This window comes from Streptomyces sp. NPDC088147 (assembly GCF_044741565.1).
Taxonomy (GTDB): Bacteria; Actinomycetota; Actinomycetes; order Streptomycetales; family Streptomycetaceae; genus Streptomyces.
The window spans coordinates 390,121-406,028 of the sequence record NZ_JBIUSY010000001.1 but is presented as its reverse complement, the minus strand read 5'-3'; the positions used below and the strand labels follow the sequence as shown (position 1 = coordinate 406,028).

At 71.5% G+C, this 15,908-nt stretch carries 13 protein-coding genes; 8 read left to right on the top strand and 5 right to left on the bottom strand.

Annotated features, from left to right (window positions below; genetic code table 11):
* Positions 1–58 precede the first annotated feature (58 nt).
* A complete protein-coding gene (locus ACIOGX_RS01610) occupies positions 59–715 on the bottom strand; it encodes an isochorismatase family protein (RefSeq protein ID WP_356513270.1) in 657 nt (218 codons plus the stop codon).
* Between the two features lie 238 nt (positions 716–953).
* Between ACIOGX_RS01610 and ACIOGX_RS01605 the strand changes: the two genes are divergently transcribed.
* Positions 954–1,532: an MSMEG_1061 family FMN-dependent PPOX-type flavoprotein gene (locus tag ACIOGX_RS01605; protein WP_401909290.1), complete on the top strand. Its 579-nt coding sequence runs from the start codon at positions 954–956 to the stop codon at positions 1,530–1,532.
* 21 nt (positions 1,533–1,553) lie between these two features.
* Here the strand turns inward: ACIOGX_RS01605 and ACIOGX_RS01600 are convergent, their stop codons facing one another.
* From ACIOGX_RS01600 to ACIOGX_RS01585, 4 genes are all read right to left on the bottom strand, one after another.
* A complete protein-coding gene (locus ACIOGX_RS01600; protein ID WP_401910497.1) occupies positions 1,554–3,707 on the bottom strand; it encodes an iron ABC transporter permease in 2,154 nt (717 codons plus the stop codon).
* 2 nt (positions 3,708–3,709) lie between these two features.
* Complete coding sequence (locus tag ACIOGX_RS01595) at positions 3,710–4,684, bottom strand: iron-siderophore ABC transporter substrate-binding protein (protein WP_356513266.1); 975 nt, start codon at positions 4,682–4,684, stop codon at positions 3,710–3,712.
* A gap of 8 nt (positions 4,685–4,692) precedes the next feature.
* Positions 4,693–5,496: an ABC transporter ATP-binding protein gene (locus tag ACIOGX_RS01590; RefSeq protein ID WP_401760146.1), complete on the bottom strand. Its 804-nt coding sequence runs from the start codon at positions 5,494–5,496 to the stop codon at positions 4,693–4,695.
* A 291-nt stretch (positions 5,497–5,787) separates the two neighbouring features.
* On the bottom strand, positions 5,788–6,348 hold the full coding sequence (locus ACIOGX_RS01585) for a TetR/AcrR family transcriptional regulator (RefSeq protein ID WP_401758745.1): 561 nt from the start codon (positions 6,346–6,348) through the stop codon (positions 5,788–5,790).
* 156 nt (positions 6,349–6,504) lie between these two features.
* On the opposite strand from ACIOGX_RS01585, the gene ACIOGX_RS01580 reads away from it, so the two are divergent.
* The 7 genes from ACIOGX_RS01580 (at position 6,505) to ACIOGX_RS01550 (ending at position 15,901) form a co-directional block, all read left to right on the top strand.
* Positions 6,505–7,416, top strand: coding sequence for an NmrA family NAD(P)-binding protein (locus tag ACIOGX_RS01580; RefSeq protein ID WP_401909286.1), 912 nt, complete (start codon positions 6,505–6,507; stop codon positions 7,414–7,416).
* A 135-nt stretch (positions 7,417–7,551) separates the two neighbouring features.
* On the top strand, positions 7,552–9,669 hold the full coding sequence (locus ACIOGX_RS01575; protein ID WP_401909283.1) for a glycoside hydrolase family 27 protein: 2,118 nt from the start codon (positions 7,552–7,554) through the stop codon (positions 9,667–9,669).
* A gap of 158 nt (positions 9,670–9,827) precedes the next feature.
* Positions 9,828–11,117 (top strand): extracellular solute-binding protein, encoded by a 1,290-nt coding sequence (locus tag ACIOGX_RS01570; RefSeq protein ID WP_356513258.1) that lies wholly within the window; start codon positions 9,828–9,830, stop codon positions 11,115–11,117.
* Position 11,118: 1 nt separating this feature from the next.
* Positions 11,119–12,054, top strand: coding sequence for a carbohydrate ABC transporter permease (locus ACIOGX_RS01565; protein WP_401758736.1), 936 nt, complete (start codon positions 11,119–11,121; stop codon positions 12,052–12,054).
* Entirely contained in the window at positions 12,054–12,962 is a 909-nt protein-coding gene (locus ACIOGX_RS01560) for a carbohydrate ABC transporter permease (protein WP_356513254.1), read from the top strand. The genes ACIOGX_RS01565 and ACIOGX_RS01560 overlap by 1 nt, the downstream gene beginning before the upstream one ends.
* On the top strand, positions 12,959–15,058 hold the full coding sequence (locus tag ACIOGX_RS01555) for an alpha-galactosidase (protein ID WP_401909278.1): 2,100 nt from the start codon (positions 12,959–12,961) through the stop codon (positions 15,056–15,058). The genes ACIOGX_RS01560 and ACIOGX_RS01555 overlap by 4 nt, the downstream gene beginning before the upstream one ends.
* Before the next feature lie 84 nt (positions 15,059–15,142).
* Complete coding sequence (locus ACIOGX_RS01550; protein WP_356513250.1) at positions 15,143–15,901, top strand: SDR family oxidoreductase; 759 nt, start codon at positions 15,143–15,145, stop codon at positions 15,899–15,901.
* Positions 15,902–15,908: the final 7 nt, after the last annotated feature.

Here is a 15,908-nt window from a genome sequence, read left to right as displayed (position 1 = left end):
CGCGTCTTCGTTCCGTCTTTCCGCGTGGGGAGGAGCTGGTGGATGGGGGCGAGGGTTCTCATGTGATCCGTGTCGACTTGTGGAGAAGCAGGTCGCGCAGCAGCGCGTCCGTCGTGCGGACCACGCCGCACCTGGCCGCCCACCGCAGCGCCATGGTGTGGTCCTCCGCGGAGACGTCGGCCACGGCGTCCGCGACGACGAAGGGCTGAATGTCGTTCATGAAGGCGTCGGCGGCTGTCAGGAGAACCCCGAGGTGCGCGTGCACACCGCAGATGATCAGCTGATCGCGGTTCTCCAGACGCAGCAGTCTGCCCAGATGGCTCCGGAGAAAGGCGTTGTGGCGGACGTTCGTCACCAGATGTTCGCCCCGTCGTGGGGCCAGCGGGGCGATGATCGCCGCGGCATCGGGCTCGTCGCCGATCCCGGGACCCCAGACGTCCCCCATGAGCCCGCGCCGGCCGGGCGGTTGGGCGGCCGGCTCGGCGGTGAACACCACCGGCATGCCGAGTGTCCGGGCGAGCTCGCGCAGAGCGGCGATGTTGCGGACCATGTCGGTGACCGGGGGCACGAAGGCCGGAAACGTCCCTACGAAATGGTTCTGCATGTCGTGCACGAGCAGTGCCGCCCGGCCGGGATCGATGTCCCATGGGGCACACGACGCGGGGAGCGCGGAACGGTCGGGCATCGGATACGACGCGATGGCCGGCAGGCCCATGACTGTCCCTCCCCGGGTGACGTGGACGCCCCACCGAATGAACTTAGCTAAGCCTAGCCTAACTTGCATCGTGTTCGGTCAACTCGCCCTCCGGTGACGGGCGGTGCGCGGCTCTCGTCCCCTCCGTCCGTGCTCCATGGCCCCGGACGGGGAACATGCCGAGACGGCAAGTAAGGTAACCCTAAGAGTGCCTGGTCAGCGTCCCGCTGCGGCAGCCCCTCACGGTACGGAGCACCCCTTGTCGAACGCCTCGCCGGGCGCCCGCCCCACCGCCCGGGATCTCCTCGCCGGAGCCGTACCCGTGCGGTCGGCCGACGAGTTGCGCGACATCCTCGGCCTGCCCCACCCCATCGTCATCGACAAGGTGCACGACCGGCTCACCGCGGAGGACCTGGACCTGCTGGCACGCTCCCCCTTCTGCGCCCTGTCCACCGCGGACGCGTCGGGGAACTGCGATGTCTCCCCGCGCGGCGACGGCCCGGGGTTCACCCACGTCCTCGACGCGTCCACCCTCGCCCTGCCCGACCGCCCGGGTAACCGGCGCGGCGACAGCTTCCACAACGTGCTGTCCAACCCGCATGTGGGACTGCTCTATCTGATACCCGGCGTGATGGACGTGCTGCGCGTCAACGGCCGCGCCCGCGTCCTCAGGGACGCCCCGTTCTTCGACGCGATGACGGTCAGGGGCCGGCGTCCGGACCTCGCCCTGGTCGTCGAGATCGACGAGATCTTCCGCCACTGTCCGGCGGCGCTCCGCCGCTCGGGCGTGTGGTCGCCGGAGACATGGGAGCGGGCCGCCGGGCCGGCCCCGGCGTGACGCGGTACCCCGCGCTCCCCGCTATCCGGCGGCCTTCGACCGCCACAGCAGCCAGCCGAAGTAGGGGGCACCGATCACCGCGGTGACGACTCCGACGGGGATCTGAGCGGGCGCGATGACCGTACGGCCGAGCAGATCGGCGACCACCACCAGCAGGGCGCCCGCCAGCGCGGCCACCGGGAGCACCCGGCCATGACGCCGGCCCACCAGGGCGCGCGCCGCATGCGGTGCCACGAGCCCGACGAAGCCGATGACCCCGACCGCCGCCACCGACGCGGCGGTGAGCACCACCGCGACGCCGAGCAGCGCCAGACGCGTGCCGCCGAGGCGGATCCCGAGCAGTCGTGGTGTGTCGCCGTCCAGACCGATGAGATCGAGGTTGCGGCGCATCGCGGCGAGTACCGGCAGGGACACGGCGAGAGCGGCGAGCACCGGGAGGACCTCCGGGAACGTACGCCCGTAGGTCGAGCCGGACAGCCACACGAGCGCTTTCGTCCCGTTGTGCGGATCGGTCAGCACGATCAGCAGACTGACCAGCGCCGCCGCGCCCGCGGAGACACCGATACCGATCAGCACCAGCCGGTTCTGCTCCAGTCCGTGCCGTGCCGCGAGTCCGAAGACCAGCGCGGTGGCCGCCGCGGCCCCGGCGAGCGCGGATCCGCCGATCAGCCAGAAGCTCGCGAGCGGGACGGCCGTCAGGGTGATGACGGCGCCGACCCCCGCTCCTCCGACGACCCCGAGGATGCCCGGTTCCGCGAGCGGATTGCGCGAGACCGCCTGGACGACCGTGCCCGCCGTCGCGAGCGCGGCACCCGAGAGCAGCGCCGCGGTGACGCGCGGCATCCGGGTGTCGAGCACGTAGGTGACGAACTGTCCGGATCTGCCCGTGAGCCAGTTCGCCACATCGCCGAGCAACAGCGGGGCGTCGCCGAGGAGAGTCGCCGCGACGACCGCGACGACCAGAGCGGCGGTCACCACCGAGAGGGTGAGCACGAAGGCCCGGCGGCTCCGCAGCCGGGCGAAGGCCGCCTCGGGGCCGGTGGAGCCCCCGTCCCGGGACCGGTGGGCGAGAGCGACGAGAACCACGGCGCCGAAGAAGCTGGTCACGATGCCGGTCGGTACGGCCGCGCCCGCCTGGGCCCCGAAGAGGGCACGCAGCAGGACATCGGCGCCGAGCACGACGAGTACGCCCGCCAGCGCCGAGGCGGGGATGAACGCGCGGTGGCGCAGGAGCGCGGGCATCCGGGAACCGGCCAGCCGGACGATCGCGGGCGCGCACAGCCCGACGAAGCCGATGGGCCCGGCGACGGTCACGGAGACGGCGGCGAGGACCACGGACAGGACGACGGCGACGGCCCGGGTGAGACGGGGGCTCACCCCCACCACCTGGGCTTCGTCGTCACCGAGTCCGAGGATGTCCAGCCGCCTGCCGAGCATGACCAGCCCGGTCAGTGCCACGAGCGCGACCGGGGCGAGCCGGTCGATCGTCTGCATGCCGGTCTGGGCGAGGGAGCCGTTGCCCCACGCGTAGAGGCCGGTGGTCTGCTGGGCGCGCAGAAGGAGGAGCATCTGGCTCAGTCCGCCGAGCCCGAGGGTGAGTGCCGAGCCCGCCAGGACGAGCCGGGTGGGGCCCGCCCCGGCACGGGCGAGGCCCAGCACGAGGACGGCGGCGAGCAGCCCGCCGGCCAGGGCCGTGCCGCCGGCCGGGAAGGCGGGCAGGGTGATGCCGAACGCGGCGACGGCGACGACCGCGAGATAGGCGCCGGCGTTGACGGCGAGTGTGTCGGGCGAGGCCAGGACATTGCGCGACACCGACTGCAATACGGCTCCGGCCGCGCCCAGTGTGCAGCCGACCACCAGCCCGGCGGCGAGCCGTGGCAGCCGCGAGGCCACCAGCACGGCGTCCGCCTGGGCCGAACCGTCGCCGCCGGCCCACAGGGTGCTGAAGGCGCGCCAGAGGGCGTGCGGTCCGACGGCCGCCGTGCCCTGGCCGATGTGCACGACCGCGAGTACGGCCAGCACGAGCAGCGCCCCGAGCGCGAGAAGCGCGGGAGAGCCGCGGTGTGCCGGCCCGCCTGCCCCGGCGGAGGGTGCCGCGTCCGTCGGGACCGGCGGTGTGTCCTCCGCCGGGGCGGCCGGAGAGGCGCCCGCGGCCTTCGTCGTGCGGGTGCTCACGCTCACGGGGCCAGTGCGTCCACGAGCGCGTCGACGTACTGCGACATCGACGCCGTGCCACCGAACATCCAGATGCCGTCCGGGAGCCGGTGGACGTTGTCCTTCTTGACGAAGGGCAGCGACTTCCACACCGCGTTGTCCTTGAGCCCTTCGGCGAACGGGTCCCCGTTGTCGGCGGTGTTGGCGATGTACACGAACTGGGCGTCGCCGATCTTCGTCAGGCCCTCCACGTCCGTCGCCGCCAGGCCGTAGCCCTTGTCGCCCTTCATGGTCCAGGGGCTGACGAGGCCGAGTTCGGTGTTGATGTCGGTGATGAGCGAGCCCTTCACGTAGGGGCGCACCGAGACCTGGCTGCCTTCCTGCCAGCCGTCGGCGAAGGCGACCTTCTCGCCGTCGAGGCCGGCGGCCGCGAGCTTCTTCTTCCCCTGGGCGATCTTCTCGCGGAAGGCGGCGATCTCGGTCCTGGCCCTGTCCTCGGTTCCGGTGGCCCTGGCGATGAGGTTCACGTTGTCGGTCATCTGCTCGATCTGCCGGCCCGCGTCAGCCGCCCGTACCACGATGAGTGGGGCCACCTTGGAGAGTTGCGTGACGGCGGAGGCCGGCAGGTCGTCCGTCGCGACGATGAGATCGGGCTCGAGAGCGGCGACCGTGTCCACGCTGGGCTCGCCGCGCGTACCGATGTCCTTGACGTCGCCGGTCAGCGGAGCGGCGGTGTCGTATGCCGTGTAGCCCTTCACGTCGGCGACGCCGACCGGGTCGACGCCCAGCGTGACGAGCGATTCGACGACGTTCCATTCGGTGCCGACGACACGCTTGGCGGGCCCGTCGAGCGTCACCTTCTTGCCGCGTGCGTCGGTGATGGTCAGTGCGGAACCCGAGGCGGAGTCCTCCGCGGGCGCCTCGGAGGTGCCGCAGCCGACGAGGGTGATCGCGGCGGTCCCGACGATCACGGGCCATGCCCAGTGCTTGGTCGTCATGAGGTGTTTCAGGGCCTTTCGAGCCGAAGGTGGTGCCGTCCCACCGCACGGGTGCGGGGGGTGCCAGTGGCAGGGTCGGATTCGACCTCGATACGGATGCCGTAGGTGTCGGTGAGCAGGTGGGGGTCGTACACCTGGGCGGGCGTCCCTGCGGCGGCGACGCGGCCCGAGGACAGCAGGACGACCTGGTCCGCCACCGCGGCGGCCTGATCCAGGTCGTGCAGCACGACGCCGATGGTCACGCCGTGGGTGTCGGCGAGATCCCGCACGAGGTCCAGGATCTCCACCTGGTAGCGCAGGTCGAGATAGGTCGTCGGTTCGTCGAGGAGCAGCACCTCGGTGTCCTGCGCCAGGCAGCAGGCGAACCAGACGCGTTGGAGCTGGCCTCCGGAGAGGCTCTCGACGCCGCGGTCGGCGAGTCCCGCGATGTTCGTGACGGCCAGGGCGTGTTCGACGAGCCGCGCGCCGTCCGGGTCGCTCCCTCTCAGCCGGCCGCGGTACGGGTGCCGGCCGAAGCCGACCACCTCGCGGACGCTGAGACCGGCCGGGGTGGTGCGGCTCTGCGCGAGCAGGGTGACGCGCCGGGCGAAGTCCGTACGGGAGAGGGCGAGGGCGTCGACCGGCCCGGGGGCCTCGGCGTCCTCGGCCGGTACGGTCACGCTGCCGGTACGAGCCCGGTGCAGGCGGGCGACAGCCCGCAACAGGGTTGATTTTCCGCTGCCGTTCGGGCCGATGAGCGCGGTGACCCGCCCTCTCGGAAGACGGAGGTCCGCCTCGTGCACGACGTCCACGCCGTCGTAGGCGACCGTGATTCCCGTGGCGGCGAGGCCGGACGGAAGTCCGGCGCTCCTCGCGGACGCGCCTGGGGGGCCGGCCAGGGTGTGGTGAGGCCGAGGGGTGTCCGGTCGGCCGGATGGAGTCACGATCACCCGACAGAGGTTAGCCTAACCTAAGTGACAGCTGAAAATCGGCCCTAAATCAGGGGTGGTGGCTGGAAATGAACCTGGAGAGCGTTGACCGTCCCGGCTTCCCGTGGCGGTGCCGGTCTTCCGCCGGGGAGCAGGTGCGCTGTCGCGCGGCACGCGTCTCCCGCGCCTGCGGTCTCACCTCCGGGGGCTGACTCCCTCCATGGTCAGAGTGAGCAGCCGCTGTGCCTCGGCGGCGGGGTCCGGATGGTGTTCCGTGGCCAGGGCGATGCCCGTGACCAGCGTGACCAGGTCGGCGGCGGTCACGTCCGGTGCCACCGCACCGGCCCGCGCGGCGCGGTGCAGCAGCGGGTCGGCCGCCCAGGTGAGCTTGGCCGAGCAGGCGTTCACATGGCCCGGACCGTCCGTCTCGTCCAGGGCCAGCGCGTCGGCCATGCCCCGCGCGGAGGCCGCGTAGGCGGTGAGCCCGCCCAGCCACTCCAGCAGGGCGGCCCGCGCGTCGGCCGCCGCGGCCAGCTCCGTGGCGCGGGCGCACAGAGCCTCGATCCGTTCGCCGAACACCGCTTCCAGCAGTGCGCGCCGGCCGGGGAAGTGCCGGCGCACGGTGGCCGATCCGACCCCCGCGACGCGGGCGATCTGCTCCAGGGAGGCGTCGGCGCCGTGCGCGGCGACCTCCTCCTCGGCCACGGCGAGGATCCGCGCGTAGTTGCGCCGGGCGTCCGCGCGCTGGACGGTCATGGCGTCATCTCCGGGGTTGCTAAGTGGCGGGGTCCTCCGTATCGTACCGGAGCGTAAGTGGCGGGCCTCGCCACTTAGCCCTGTCCGGCCGGTCCTCGCAGGTCCGCGACGCGACCGGACGGCACCTGACTGCCTCTCACCACCCGAGGAACCACCATGACGTCACCTACCGCACCCGCCCTGGTCGTCGGCGCCACCGGCCGGCAGGGCGGCGCCACCGCCCGCGCCCTGCTCGCCACGGGCATCCCCGTCCGGGCGCTGGTCCGTGACCCGGCCACCGACCGGGCGAAGGCCGTCGAGGCGCTCGGCGCCGAACTGGTCACCGGCGACCTCGACGACCTCGACTCCGTGACCAGGGCCGCCGAAGGAGCCCGCGCCGTCTTCTCGGTCCAGATGCCTGACATGAACGGACGCGCCTTCGAGGGCGAGGTCGCCCAGGCCGTCCGTCTGATCGAGGGCGCGAGGGCCGCGGGAGTGCCGCAGTTCGTGCACACGTCCGTCTCCGGCGCCGGGCAGCACACCAGCTGGGTCAAGGACCGCTGGGCCTGGATGGACCCCTACTACGCGGCGAAGGCCGGGATCCAGGACCGGGTCCGTGAGGCGGGCTTCACGCACTGGACGCTCATCAAGCCGGGCTTCTTCATGGAGAACTTCCTCCCTTCCGAGGAAATCCTGTTCCCCCGCGGGGTCCGGGGCGGTCTGGTGAGCCTCCTGAAGCCCGCGACCCGGCTGTCGCTCGTCGCCGTCGAGGACATCGGCACGGCGGCCGCCGCGGCCATCGCCGCGCCCGAGCGGTTCGACCGTGTCGAACTGGAGTTGGCCAGTGACTATCTGACGATGACGGACATCGCCGAGGTCCTCTCCCGCGCCCTGGGCGCCGAGCTGACCGCGCCCGACATGACCGCGGAGGAGGCGACCGCCGCCGGGATGCCCGACATGGGCTTCGGGCAGGCGCATGTCAATGAGTTCCCGCAGCCCGCGCTCCCGGAGTTCGCGCGGGAGCTCGGTCTCCCTCTCACGACCTTCGAGGTGTGGGCGCGGGACCACCTGCGGCCAACTTTCAGTTAATTAGTAATAATTATTGACACGGTGTGGATGGGGCAGCACAGTCATCGACGTGCGCCGCCCCTCCGTGAGCAGGGGAGCGCGGCGCTCGTCATCCCCAACTCTCGGGAGTATCAAGTGACTTCGCATCGTGCAGGGATGGTGCGCGCCCGTCGGGCCGTCGCCGTGCTCGGGGCCGCCGCGCTGGTCCCGGTGGCGGCACCCGTGGCGCGGGCCGCCGAACCCGTGGCCGCGGGAGCCCCGCGGTTCCACGACAGTGGGCCCGCCCCGACGCCGTACATGGGCTGGAACACCTACTACGCCCTCGGCGCTCCGACGGAGGCCCAGGTCAAGGGAGTCGCCGACTATCTGGTCAGCAGCGGCCTCAAGGACAGCGGCTACGACATCGTGTGGCTCGACGGCGGCTGGCAGGCGGACGATCCGCGGGACAGCGCGGGCCGGCTGACGGCGCATCCGGGCCGCTTCCCCTCCGGCATTCCCGCGCTGGTCACCTACCTGCACCAGCGGGGACTGAAGGCCGGGATCTACACGGATGCCGGGACCTACGACGGCGGCAAGACCTGCGGCCTCGGCAGCCGCGGCCACTACCAGGAGGACGCCGACCAGTTCGCCGGCTGGAAAGTCGACGCCATCAAGGTCGACTTCCTCTGCGGGATCACCGAGAAGCTCGATCCCGGACCGGCGTTCAAGGAGTTCGGCGACGCCGTCGCCAAGTCCGGCCGTCGCATGCTGCTCAATCTGTGCAACCCGCTCACCGACGACTGGGGGCTCCCGCACACCCCGGCGCAGGACGCGCACAACGCCTACGTGTACGGACCGACGACCGGCGACTCCTGGCGCACCGGTACCGACATCGCGTGGGGCACGCCGACGCCCGGTCAGTGGCCCAACGTCCTGCGCAACATGGACGCCAACGCCTGGCACCCCGAGGCGCAGGGGCCCGGCCGCTACAACGACCCCGACTACCTCATACCGATGCGCGAGCTGGCGGACGGTTCGTACGAGCTGACCGAGGAGGAGTCCACCACCCAGCTCGTCATGTGGGCCGTGATGGGCTCCCCGCTGGTCATCGGCTCCGACCCGCGCAAGCTGCCGCAGTCGATGATCGACACCCTGCGCAACCCGGAGATCCTCGCCGTCGACCAGGACCCCCTCGCCATCCAGGGGGTGCGCGTCGCCACGGACGCCACCGGTGACGTCTACAGCAAGGTGCTCCAGGGCTCGGGCAGGCGTGCGGTCGTGCTCCTCAACCGCTCCGACCGGCCGGCCGAACGCACCGTACGGTTCGCCGACGCCGGTCTCGCGGGCGAGGTCGCCGTACGGGACCTGCGGGCCGGAGAGGGCCGGGGCACCCACTCCGGTACGTACACCGTGACCGTCCCCGCGCACGGCACGGCGTTCCTCTCGCTGAGCGGCACGGACGACGCGCCCGGCGCCTCGCTCGGGGTGCGGACCGACGCCACTCCCGCCCTCGTGCGCGACGGTGACCGGCTGACCGTGTTCACGCGGGGCGGGGACGGTTCGCTGCGGCAGCAGACCGGCCGGGACGGCCACTGGTCCCCGGCGACCACCCGTCTCGGTGGTCCCACGGACGGCCGGATCGTCGGACAGCCCGCCGCGTACTCCACCTCGCCCGGACGTATCGACGTCTTCGTGCGCGGCACGGACAACGCCGCGTACCGGCTGAGCCATCGCGACGGGCACTGGGGCCGCTGGCAGAAGCTCGGCGGGCGGCTCGCCGACGCCCCGGGTATCGCCTACGCGGGCCCGGACGACTGGACGCTCTTCGCGCGGGGCGAGGACGGACGGATCCACACGCGTGGCGCGGCCTCCGGCTGGACCTCCTTCGAGGGGCCGGGCGGGGTGGCTCTGTACGGGCGGCCCGCCGCTGTCACGGATCCCGCGGGACGCACGCATCTCGCCGTGCGAACCGCCGACGACTCGGTCCGGACCCGGGTACGCGACGCGGCGGGCACCTGGTCCGACTGGTCCTCACTGGGCGGGACCGTGAGTGGCGGCCCCACGCTCGTCGCCGTCGGGGACACCGTACGGCTCTACGCGCGCGCCGGGGACTACACCCTCTGGCAGCGCACCTACGACGCGACGGGCGCCGGCGGCTGGGGCGACTGGTCGAAGCGTGAGAAGTTCGCCAGCGGAGCCTTCGACGGCGAACTCGGCGCGGTCGCCGGGTCCGACGGCGGCGTGCTGACCGTGTTCCGCGGCGTGGGCGGACTCGTCCGCCAGGGCCGGGACTGACGGGCCTGCCGCCTCATACCGGGCCTGGCCGAAGCATCGGTAAATAAATTAGTAATTAATCTTGACGCGGGTGTGGTGCCGCGTCAGTCTGTAGCAGCCGAACGAGAGCCCGGCCGTCAGGGGGCCGGGCCTCGTTCCTCGGGCGCTTAGGGAGACCCATGAACACCTCAGCACACAGCCGCCGCACCTTCCTCGTGGGTGCCGGCGCCGTCGGCGCCGCCGCACTGATGAGCGGCTGCGTCACCTCCTCGTCATCGAGCGGCAAGAGCGCGTCGGGCGGCGCTGTCACCCTGCAGTCCAACCTCTCCGCACCGCAGGCCAAGTCCGCGATGCAGGACGTCATCGACGCCTTCAACAAGCGGGGCGGCGCCCAGGGGTCGCTCAACACCGTCGCCTCGGAGACGTTCCGTACCCAGCTGCCGACCTACCTCACCTCGGCCAACCCGCCGGACCTCTACACCTGGTACCCCGGATCGGTCGCCGAGTCGTACGCCGGCAAGGACCTGCTCCTCGATGTCAGCGACATCTGGCAGCAGCCCGAACTCGCCGGATACTCCGACGCGTTGCGGAAGCTGTGCACCGACTCCTCCGGCAAGAAGGTCTTCGTCCCCACCACCTTCTACTGGTGGGGTGTGTTCTACCGGAAGTCGAACTTCGCCAAGTGGGGCGTCGAGGAGCCCCGGACCTGGGACGATTTCCTCGGCCTGTGCGACACGCTCAAGAGCAAGGGAGTCGCACCGATCGGCCTCGGGGCCGGCGGCAACACCCCCTGGGTGGCCGCCTCCTGGTTCGACTACCTCAACATCCGGATCAACGGCGCCGCCTACCACCGCGAACTGCTCGCGGGCAAGCACCGCTTCGACGACCCCGAGGTCCGCAAGGTCTTCGACCGCTGGGGCGAGGCCCTGCCGTACTTCGACCCGAACGGGACCGCGCTGCCCTTCCAGGACGCCACCACCGCGCTCCTCCAGGGCCGTACCGGCATGATGCTGATCGGCACCTTCTTCGCCGACTCCACCCCCAAGGACCAGCTCGACGACATCGACTTCTTCCGCTTCCCGGTGATCGACCCCAAGATCCCGCTCGCCGAGGAGGCCCCCACCGACGGCTACTTCGCCAGCGCCCGCACCGGCCGCGCCGACGAGACCAAGGAACTCCTGCGCTACCTCGCCACCGCCGAGTCCCAGGAGATCTACCTCAAGGGCTCGTCCGGCACCTCGCTGCCCACCCACCCCGACGCCAAGGACAGCGGAACGCCCCTGGTGACCAAGGGCCGCAAGCTGATCGAGGACGCCGCGGACATCACACAGTTCTTCAACCGCGACTCCAGCGACGCCCTCGCCCCCACCGCCGACACCGCGCTCACCCGCTACCTGGCCAAGCCCAAGGAGATCGGCTCCATCCTCACGACGTGGCAACGCGACGCGCAGAAGATCTGGAGCCAGTGACATGGCGGTCCTCACCGCACCCCGGAAGACGGCCGGCGGCCGGGCGACCGGCCGGCCCCCGGCCCGCGAGCGGGCGACGAGGGTCCCACCCACCGTGCTCGCCTTCGTGCTCGTACCGCTGCTCGCCGAGGCGTTCTGGGTGTTCTGGCCGGCGGTCCAGGGGGTCTATCTCTCCTTCACCAAGTGGGACGGCGTCAGCGCCCCGCAGTTCATCGGTCTCGCCAACTTCCGCGAGATGTTCGGCGACGCCGTCTTCCGCACCGCCGCCCTGGACACCGTCATCTGGCTGGTGCTCTTCGGCGGACTCTCCGCCGCCCTCGGCCTCGGCGCGGCGCTCCTGCTCCAGCAGGAACGCCGGGGTGTTGGTTTCTACCGCGCCGCGCTGTTCCTGCCCGTGGTGTTCTCGCTGGTCGCGACGGCCCTGGTGTGGCAGGCGATGTACCAGCCCGACGGGCTGATCAACAAGACCCTCGAAGGGATCGGGCTCGGCAGCCTCACCCATGCCTGGCTCGCCGACCAGGACACCGCCCTGTACGCCGTGATCGTGCCCGCGCTGTGGCGCCAGATCGGCTATGTGATGGTGCTCTACCTCGCCGGACTCAAGGGCATCGACCCGGTGCTCTACGAGGCGGCGAAGGTCGACGGCGCCACCCGCCGGCAGCAGTTCCGGCACATCACACTGCCCCAGCTGAGCAGTGTCAACGCCGTGGTGCTCTCGGTCGTCGTCATCGACTCGCTGCGCTCCTTCGACGTGGTGTGGGCACTCACCCGCGGTGGCCCCTACCACTCCTCCGAACTGCTCAGCACCTACATGTACTCCACCGCCTTCCAGTCGCTGCGACTGGGCTACGGCTCCGCTCTCGCGGTCGTGATCTTCGTTCTCGCCTTCGGCGTCATCGCGTCCTACCTCGTCCGCGCCTTCCGGGAGGCCGACTGATGAGCGTCACCCACGCCTCCGCACCGCCCACCGACGGACACGGCACCGCCCCGGCCCCACAGGACCGCGCCCGGCCGCGGAACCGCCGCGGGATCTGGCGAACCGCGGGATTCCACCTCAGCGCCGGGCTGCTCTCCGCCCTGTGGCTGCTGCCCATCGCGCTCGTCCTGGTCACCAGCACCCGGTCCTTCGACGATGTGGCCGCCCACGGCGTCGGCAGCCTGCCGCACTCCTTCACCCTCGACGGATTCCGGCAGGCATGGGTCGACGGCGGCCAGCAGCGCGCACTGATCAACAGCCTCCTCGTCACCGTGCCGACGGTGCTCCTCTCGCTGCTCCTCGCCTCGACGGCCGCGTTCGCCCTCAGCCGCTACGACCTGCCGCTGCGCCGTACCCTCCTGCTGCTGATGCTCGGCGGAAACCTGCTGCCCCCGCAGATCCTCCTGGTACCGGTCTCCAAACTCAGCGAAATGCTGGGCCTGTACGACTCGTTGTACGCGCTCATCGGCGTCCAGGTCGGCTTCGGCGTCGGCTTCTACGTCTTCGTCCTGCACGGCTTCATGCGGGCCATCCCGCCGGAGATCCAGCAGGCCGCGGTCATCGACGGCGCCGGTCCGTGGCAGATCTACACCAGGATCATCATGCCCCTGGCCAAGCCCGCCATGGCCGCGCTGAGCGCCCTGTCGTTCACCTGGATCTTCAACGACCTGCTGTGGGCCATCACCGTCCTGCGCACGGACAGCCAGATGCCGATCACCGCCTCGCTGATCGGACTTCAGGGCCAGTACGTGTCCATGTGGAACGTCATCGCGGCGGGCTCCGTCATCGCCGCGGCCCCGACCGTCGTCGTATTCCTCACGTTCCAGCGCCACTTCGTCGCCGGACTCAACCTGGGAGCGGTGAAGTGACCCACGACCGCTGGCTGCTGCGCACCGAGAACACCACCTACGCGGTACGGCTCGCCGGCCGGGGACGCTGGGCCGAACTGGACGCCTGGGGTCCCCACGGCGCCGAGACCGGCCCCTCGCCCTTCGAGCACCCGCACCGCACCCACTTCCTCACCCCCGCGGACGCCGCACCGGCCGAGTACATCCCCCACGGCCTGCGGCCCTTCACCGGAGCCGACCTCGTGGCCCGGCGCCCCGGCGGGGAACGCGGCGTCTGGTGGACGTTCGACACCGCCGCACACGACGGCGACCACGCGCTGCGCCTCGACTTCACCGACGAGGAACTGGGCCTGCGCACGGCGCTCCACTACGAGACCGTACCCGGCACCGATGTGATCCTGCGGTGGACGGAGCTGACCTGCACCGGCGACGAGGGACTGCGGCTGGAGCGCCTCGACTCGGCTGCCGTGAACATTCCCGTCGCGGGCGGCGCCCGGCTCACGTATCTCACCGGCCAGTGGTCCCAGGAGTTCCAGCGCACCCAACTGGAGCTCACCCGCGGCCGTTTCGAGATGGCCTCCACCCAGGCCGTGCCCGGCCACGCGTACGCACCCTGGCTCGCCGTCCAGGACGCCTCGGAACCGGACGGGGGGAACACACCCACGTACGGCATCGCCCTGGAGTGGTCCGGGAACTGGCACATGGCCGCGGACGCCGAGCCCGGCGGCGCCGTCCGGGTCCGCGCGGGCCGTGTGCCCCACGAGGGCTCCCTCCTCCTCGCCCCCGGTGCCACCCTCACCACCCCCCGGCTGGCCTGCGCGTTCAGCCCGGAAGGACTCGACGGACTGGCCCGTGTCTGGCACACCTACGAACGCCGGCTCAGCGGCGAGCGCCTCCACCGGCCCCGCAAGGTCCTCTACAACTCCTGGGAAGCGACCGGCTTCGACGTCGACGCCGCCGACCAGCTGGAACTGGCCACGATCGCCGCCGAGATGGGAACCGAGGTGTTCGTCGTCGACGACGGGTGGTTCACGGGACGCCACGACGAGACCGGGGGACTCGGCGACTGGCACCCGGACCCGGCGAACTTCCCCGACGGCTTCGACACCTTCATCGACCGGATCCGCGCCACCGGCATGGACTTCGGCCTCTGGATCGAGCCCGAGGCGATCAGCCCCCGCTCCGCGCTCTACGCCGAGCACCCGGAGTGGGTCTACCGCGTCGACGGACGGCCCGCCACGCTGGTGCGCGAGCAACTCCTGCTCGACCTGGGCCGCGAGGACGTCCAGGACTTCGTCATCGCCACCCTCGACCGGCTCCTCGGCGAACACGCCATCAGCTACCTGAAGTGGGACATGAACCGCCCGCCCACCGAACGCGGCCGGCCCGGCACCGTCCCCGTCGAAGAGCAGGACCTGGACGCCGCGCACGTCGCCGGATACCTGCGCGTACTCGACCACCTGCGCGGCCACCACCCGCGGGTCACCGTCGAAGGGTGCGCCGGCGGTGGCGGCCGGATCGAACACGCCACCCTCGCCCGTACCGACGTGGTGTGGCCGAGCGACAACACCGCACCACTGGACCGTCTCGCCATCCAGTACGGCTATCTGCACGCCCACGCCCCGCACACGATGAGCTCCTGGGTCACCGACTCACCGGGCGTCTTCGACCCGCGGCCCCGGTCACCGGCCTTCCGTTTCGTCACCGCCATGGCCGGTGTCCTCGGAATCGGCGCCGACATCCGCACCTGGCCGGCGGAACGGCGCGCCGAGGCCGCACGCTGGGTGGCCCGCTACAAGGAGATCCGCGACGTCCTCCACCACGGCGAGGTCCGGCTGCTGAACACGCCGTCCGACCCCTGCTGCGGTGTCCAGTACGACGCGCCGGGTGGCGACCGCACCGTCGTCACCGCCTGGAACACCGGCCGCCTGGACGGGGCGCCCCTCGTCCCCGGCCGCCCCGCCCGGCTGCGGCTGCGCGGCCTCGACCGGACCGCCCACTACACCGACCAGGACACCGGCACCGTCTACAGCGGAGCCCATCTGACGCAGTACGGCCTGCCGTTCGCCTGGACCGCCCAGTACGACGCGGAACTGGTAGTCCTGGTCCGGACGTAGTCGTCACCGGCCCCGGCACACTGTCACGAGAGCCGCCGATACCGCCGGATACTGTTCACGAACCCCGAGGAGTCGACCCGCCCCATGAACGGACCCACCCGCTTCGCCGACCAGGTGGCCGTGGTCACCGGAGCCGCCTCGGGCATCGGCGCGGCCACCGCCGGACGTCTCGCCGCCGAAGGGGCCTCCGTGATCCTCGCGGATGTCGCGGCGGCACCCGGCGAACGCGTCGCCGAGGACATCCGCGCACAGGGCGGCCACGCGCGGTTCGTCCACGCGGACGTCGCGGACCAGGGGGACTGGGAACGGATCGTGTCCGCCGCGCACACCTTCGGACCGGTCTCCGTACTCGTCAGCAACGCCTTCACCGTGGACGTGGCCCCCGCCCACGAGATGACCGTCGCGTCCTGGGAACGCCAGCTCGCCGTCAATCTCACCGGCGGGTTCCTCGGATTCCGGGCCGCGCTGCCCGACCTGCGCGCCCACGACGGCGCCGTCGTCCTGACCTCCTCCGTCCACGCGCACAAGGGCATCCCCGGCCACCCCGCGTACGCCGCGTCCAAGGGCGCACTGCTCTCGCTGTGCGGACAACTCGCCGTGGAGTACGGGCCCGAGGTCCGGGTCAACGCGGTGCTGCCCGGCCCCATCCTCACCGGGGCCTGGGACCGGGTCCCGGAGGAGGACCGGCGGAAGAGCGTCGCCGAGACCGCCGCACAGCGCTTCGGCACCCCGCGGGAGGTCGCCGCCGCCATCGCCTTCCTGGCAGCCCGGGAAGCCTCCTACATCACCGGATCGAGCCTGCTTGTCGACGGCGGCTGGTCCGTCGTCAAAGCCTCGGCCTGACCGCCGC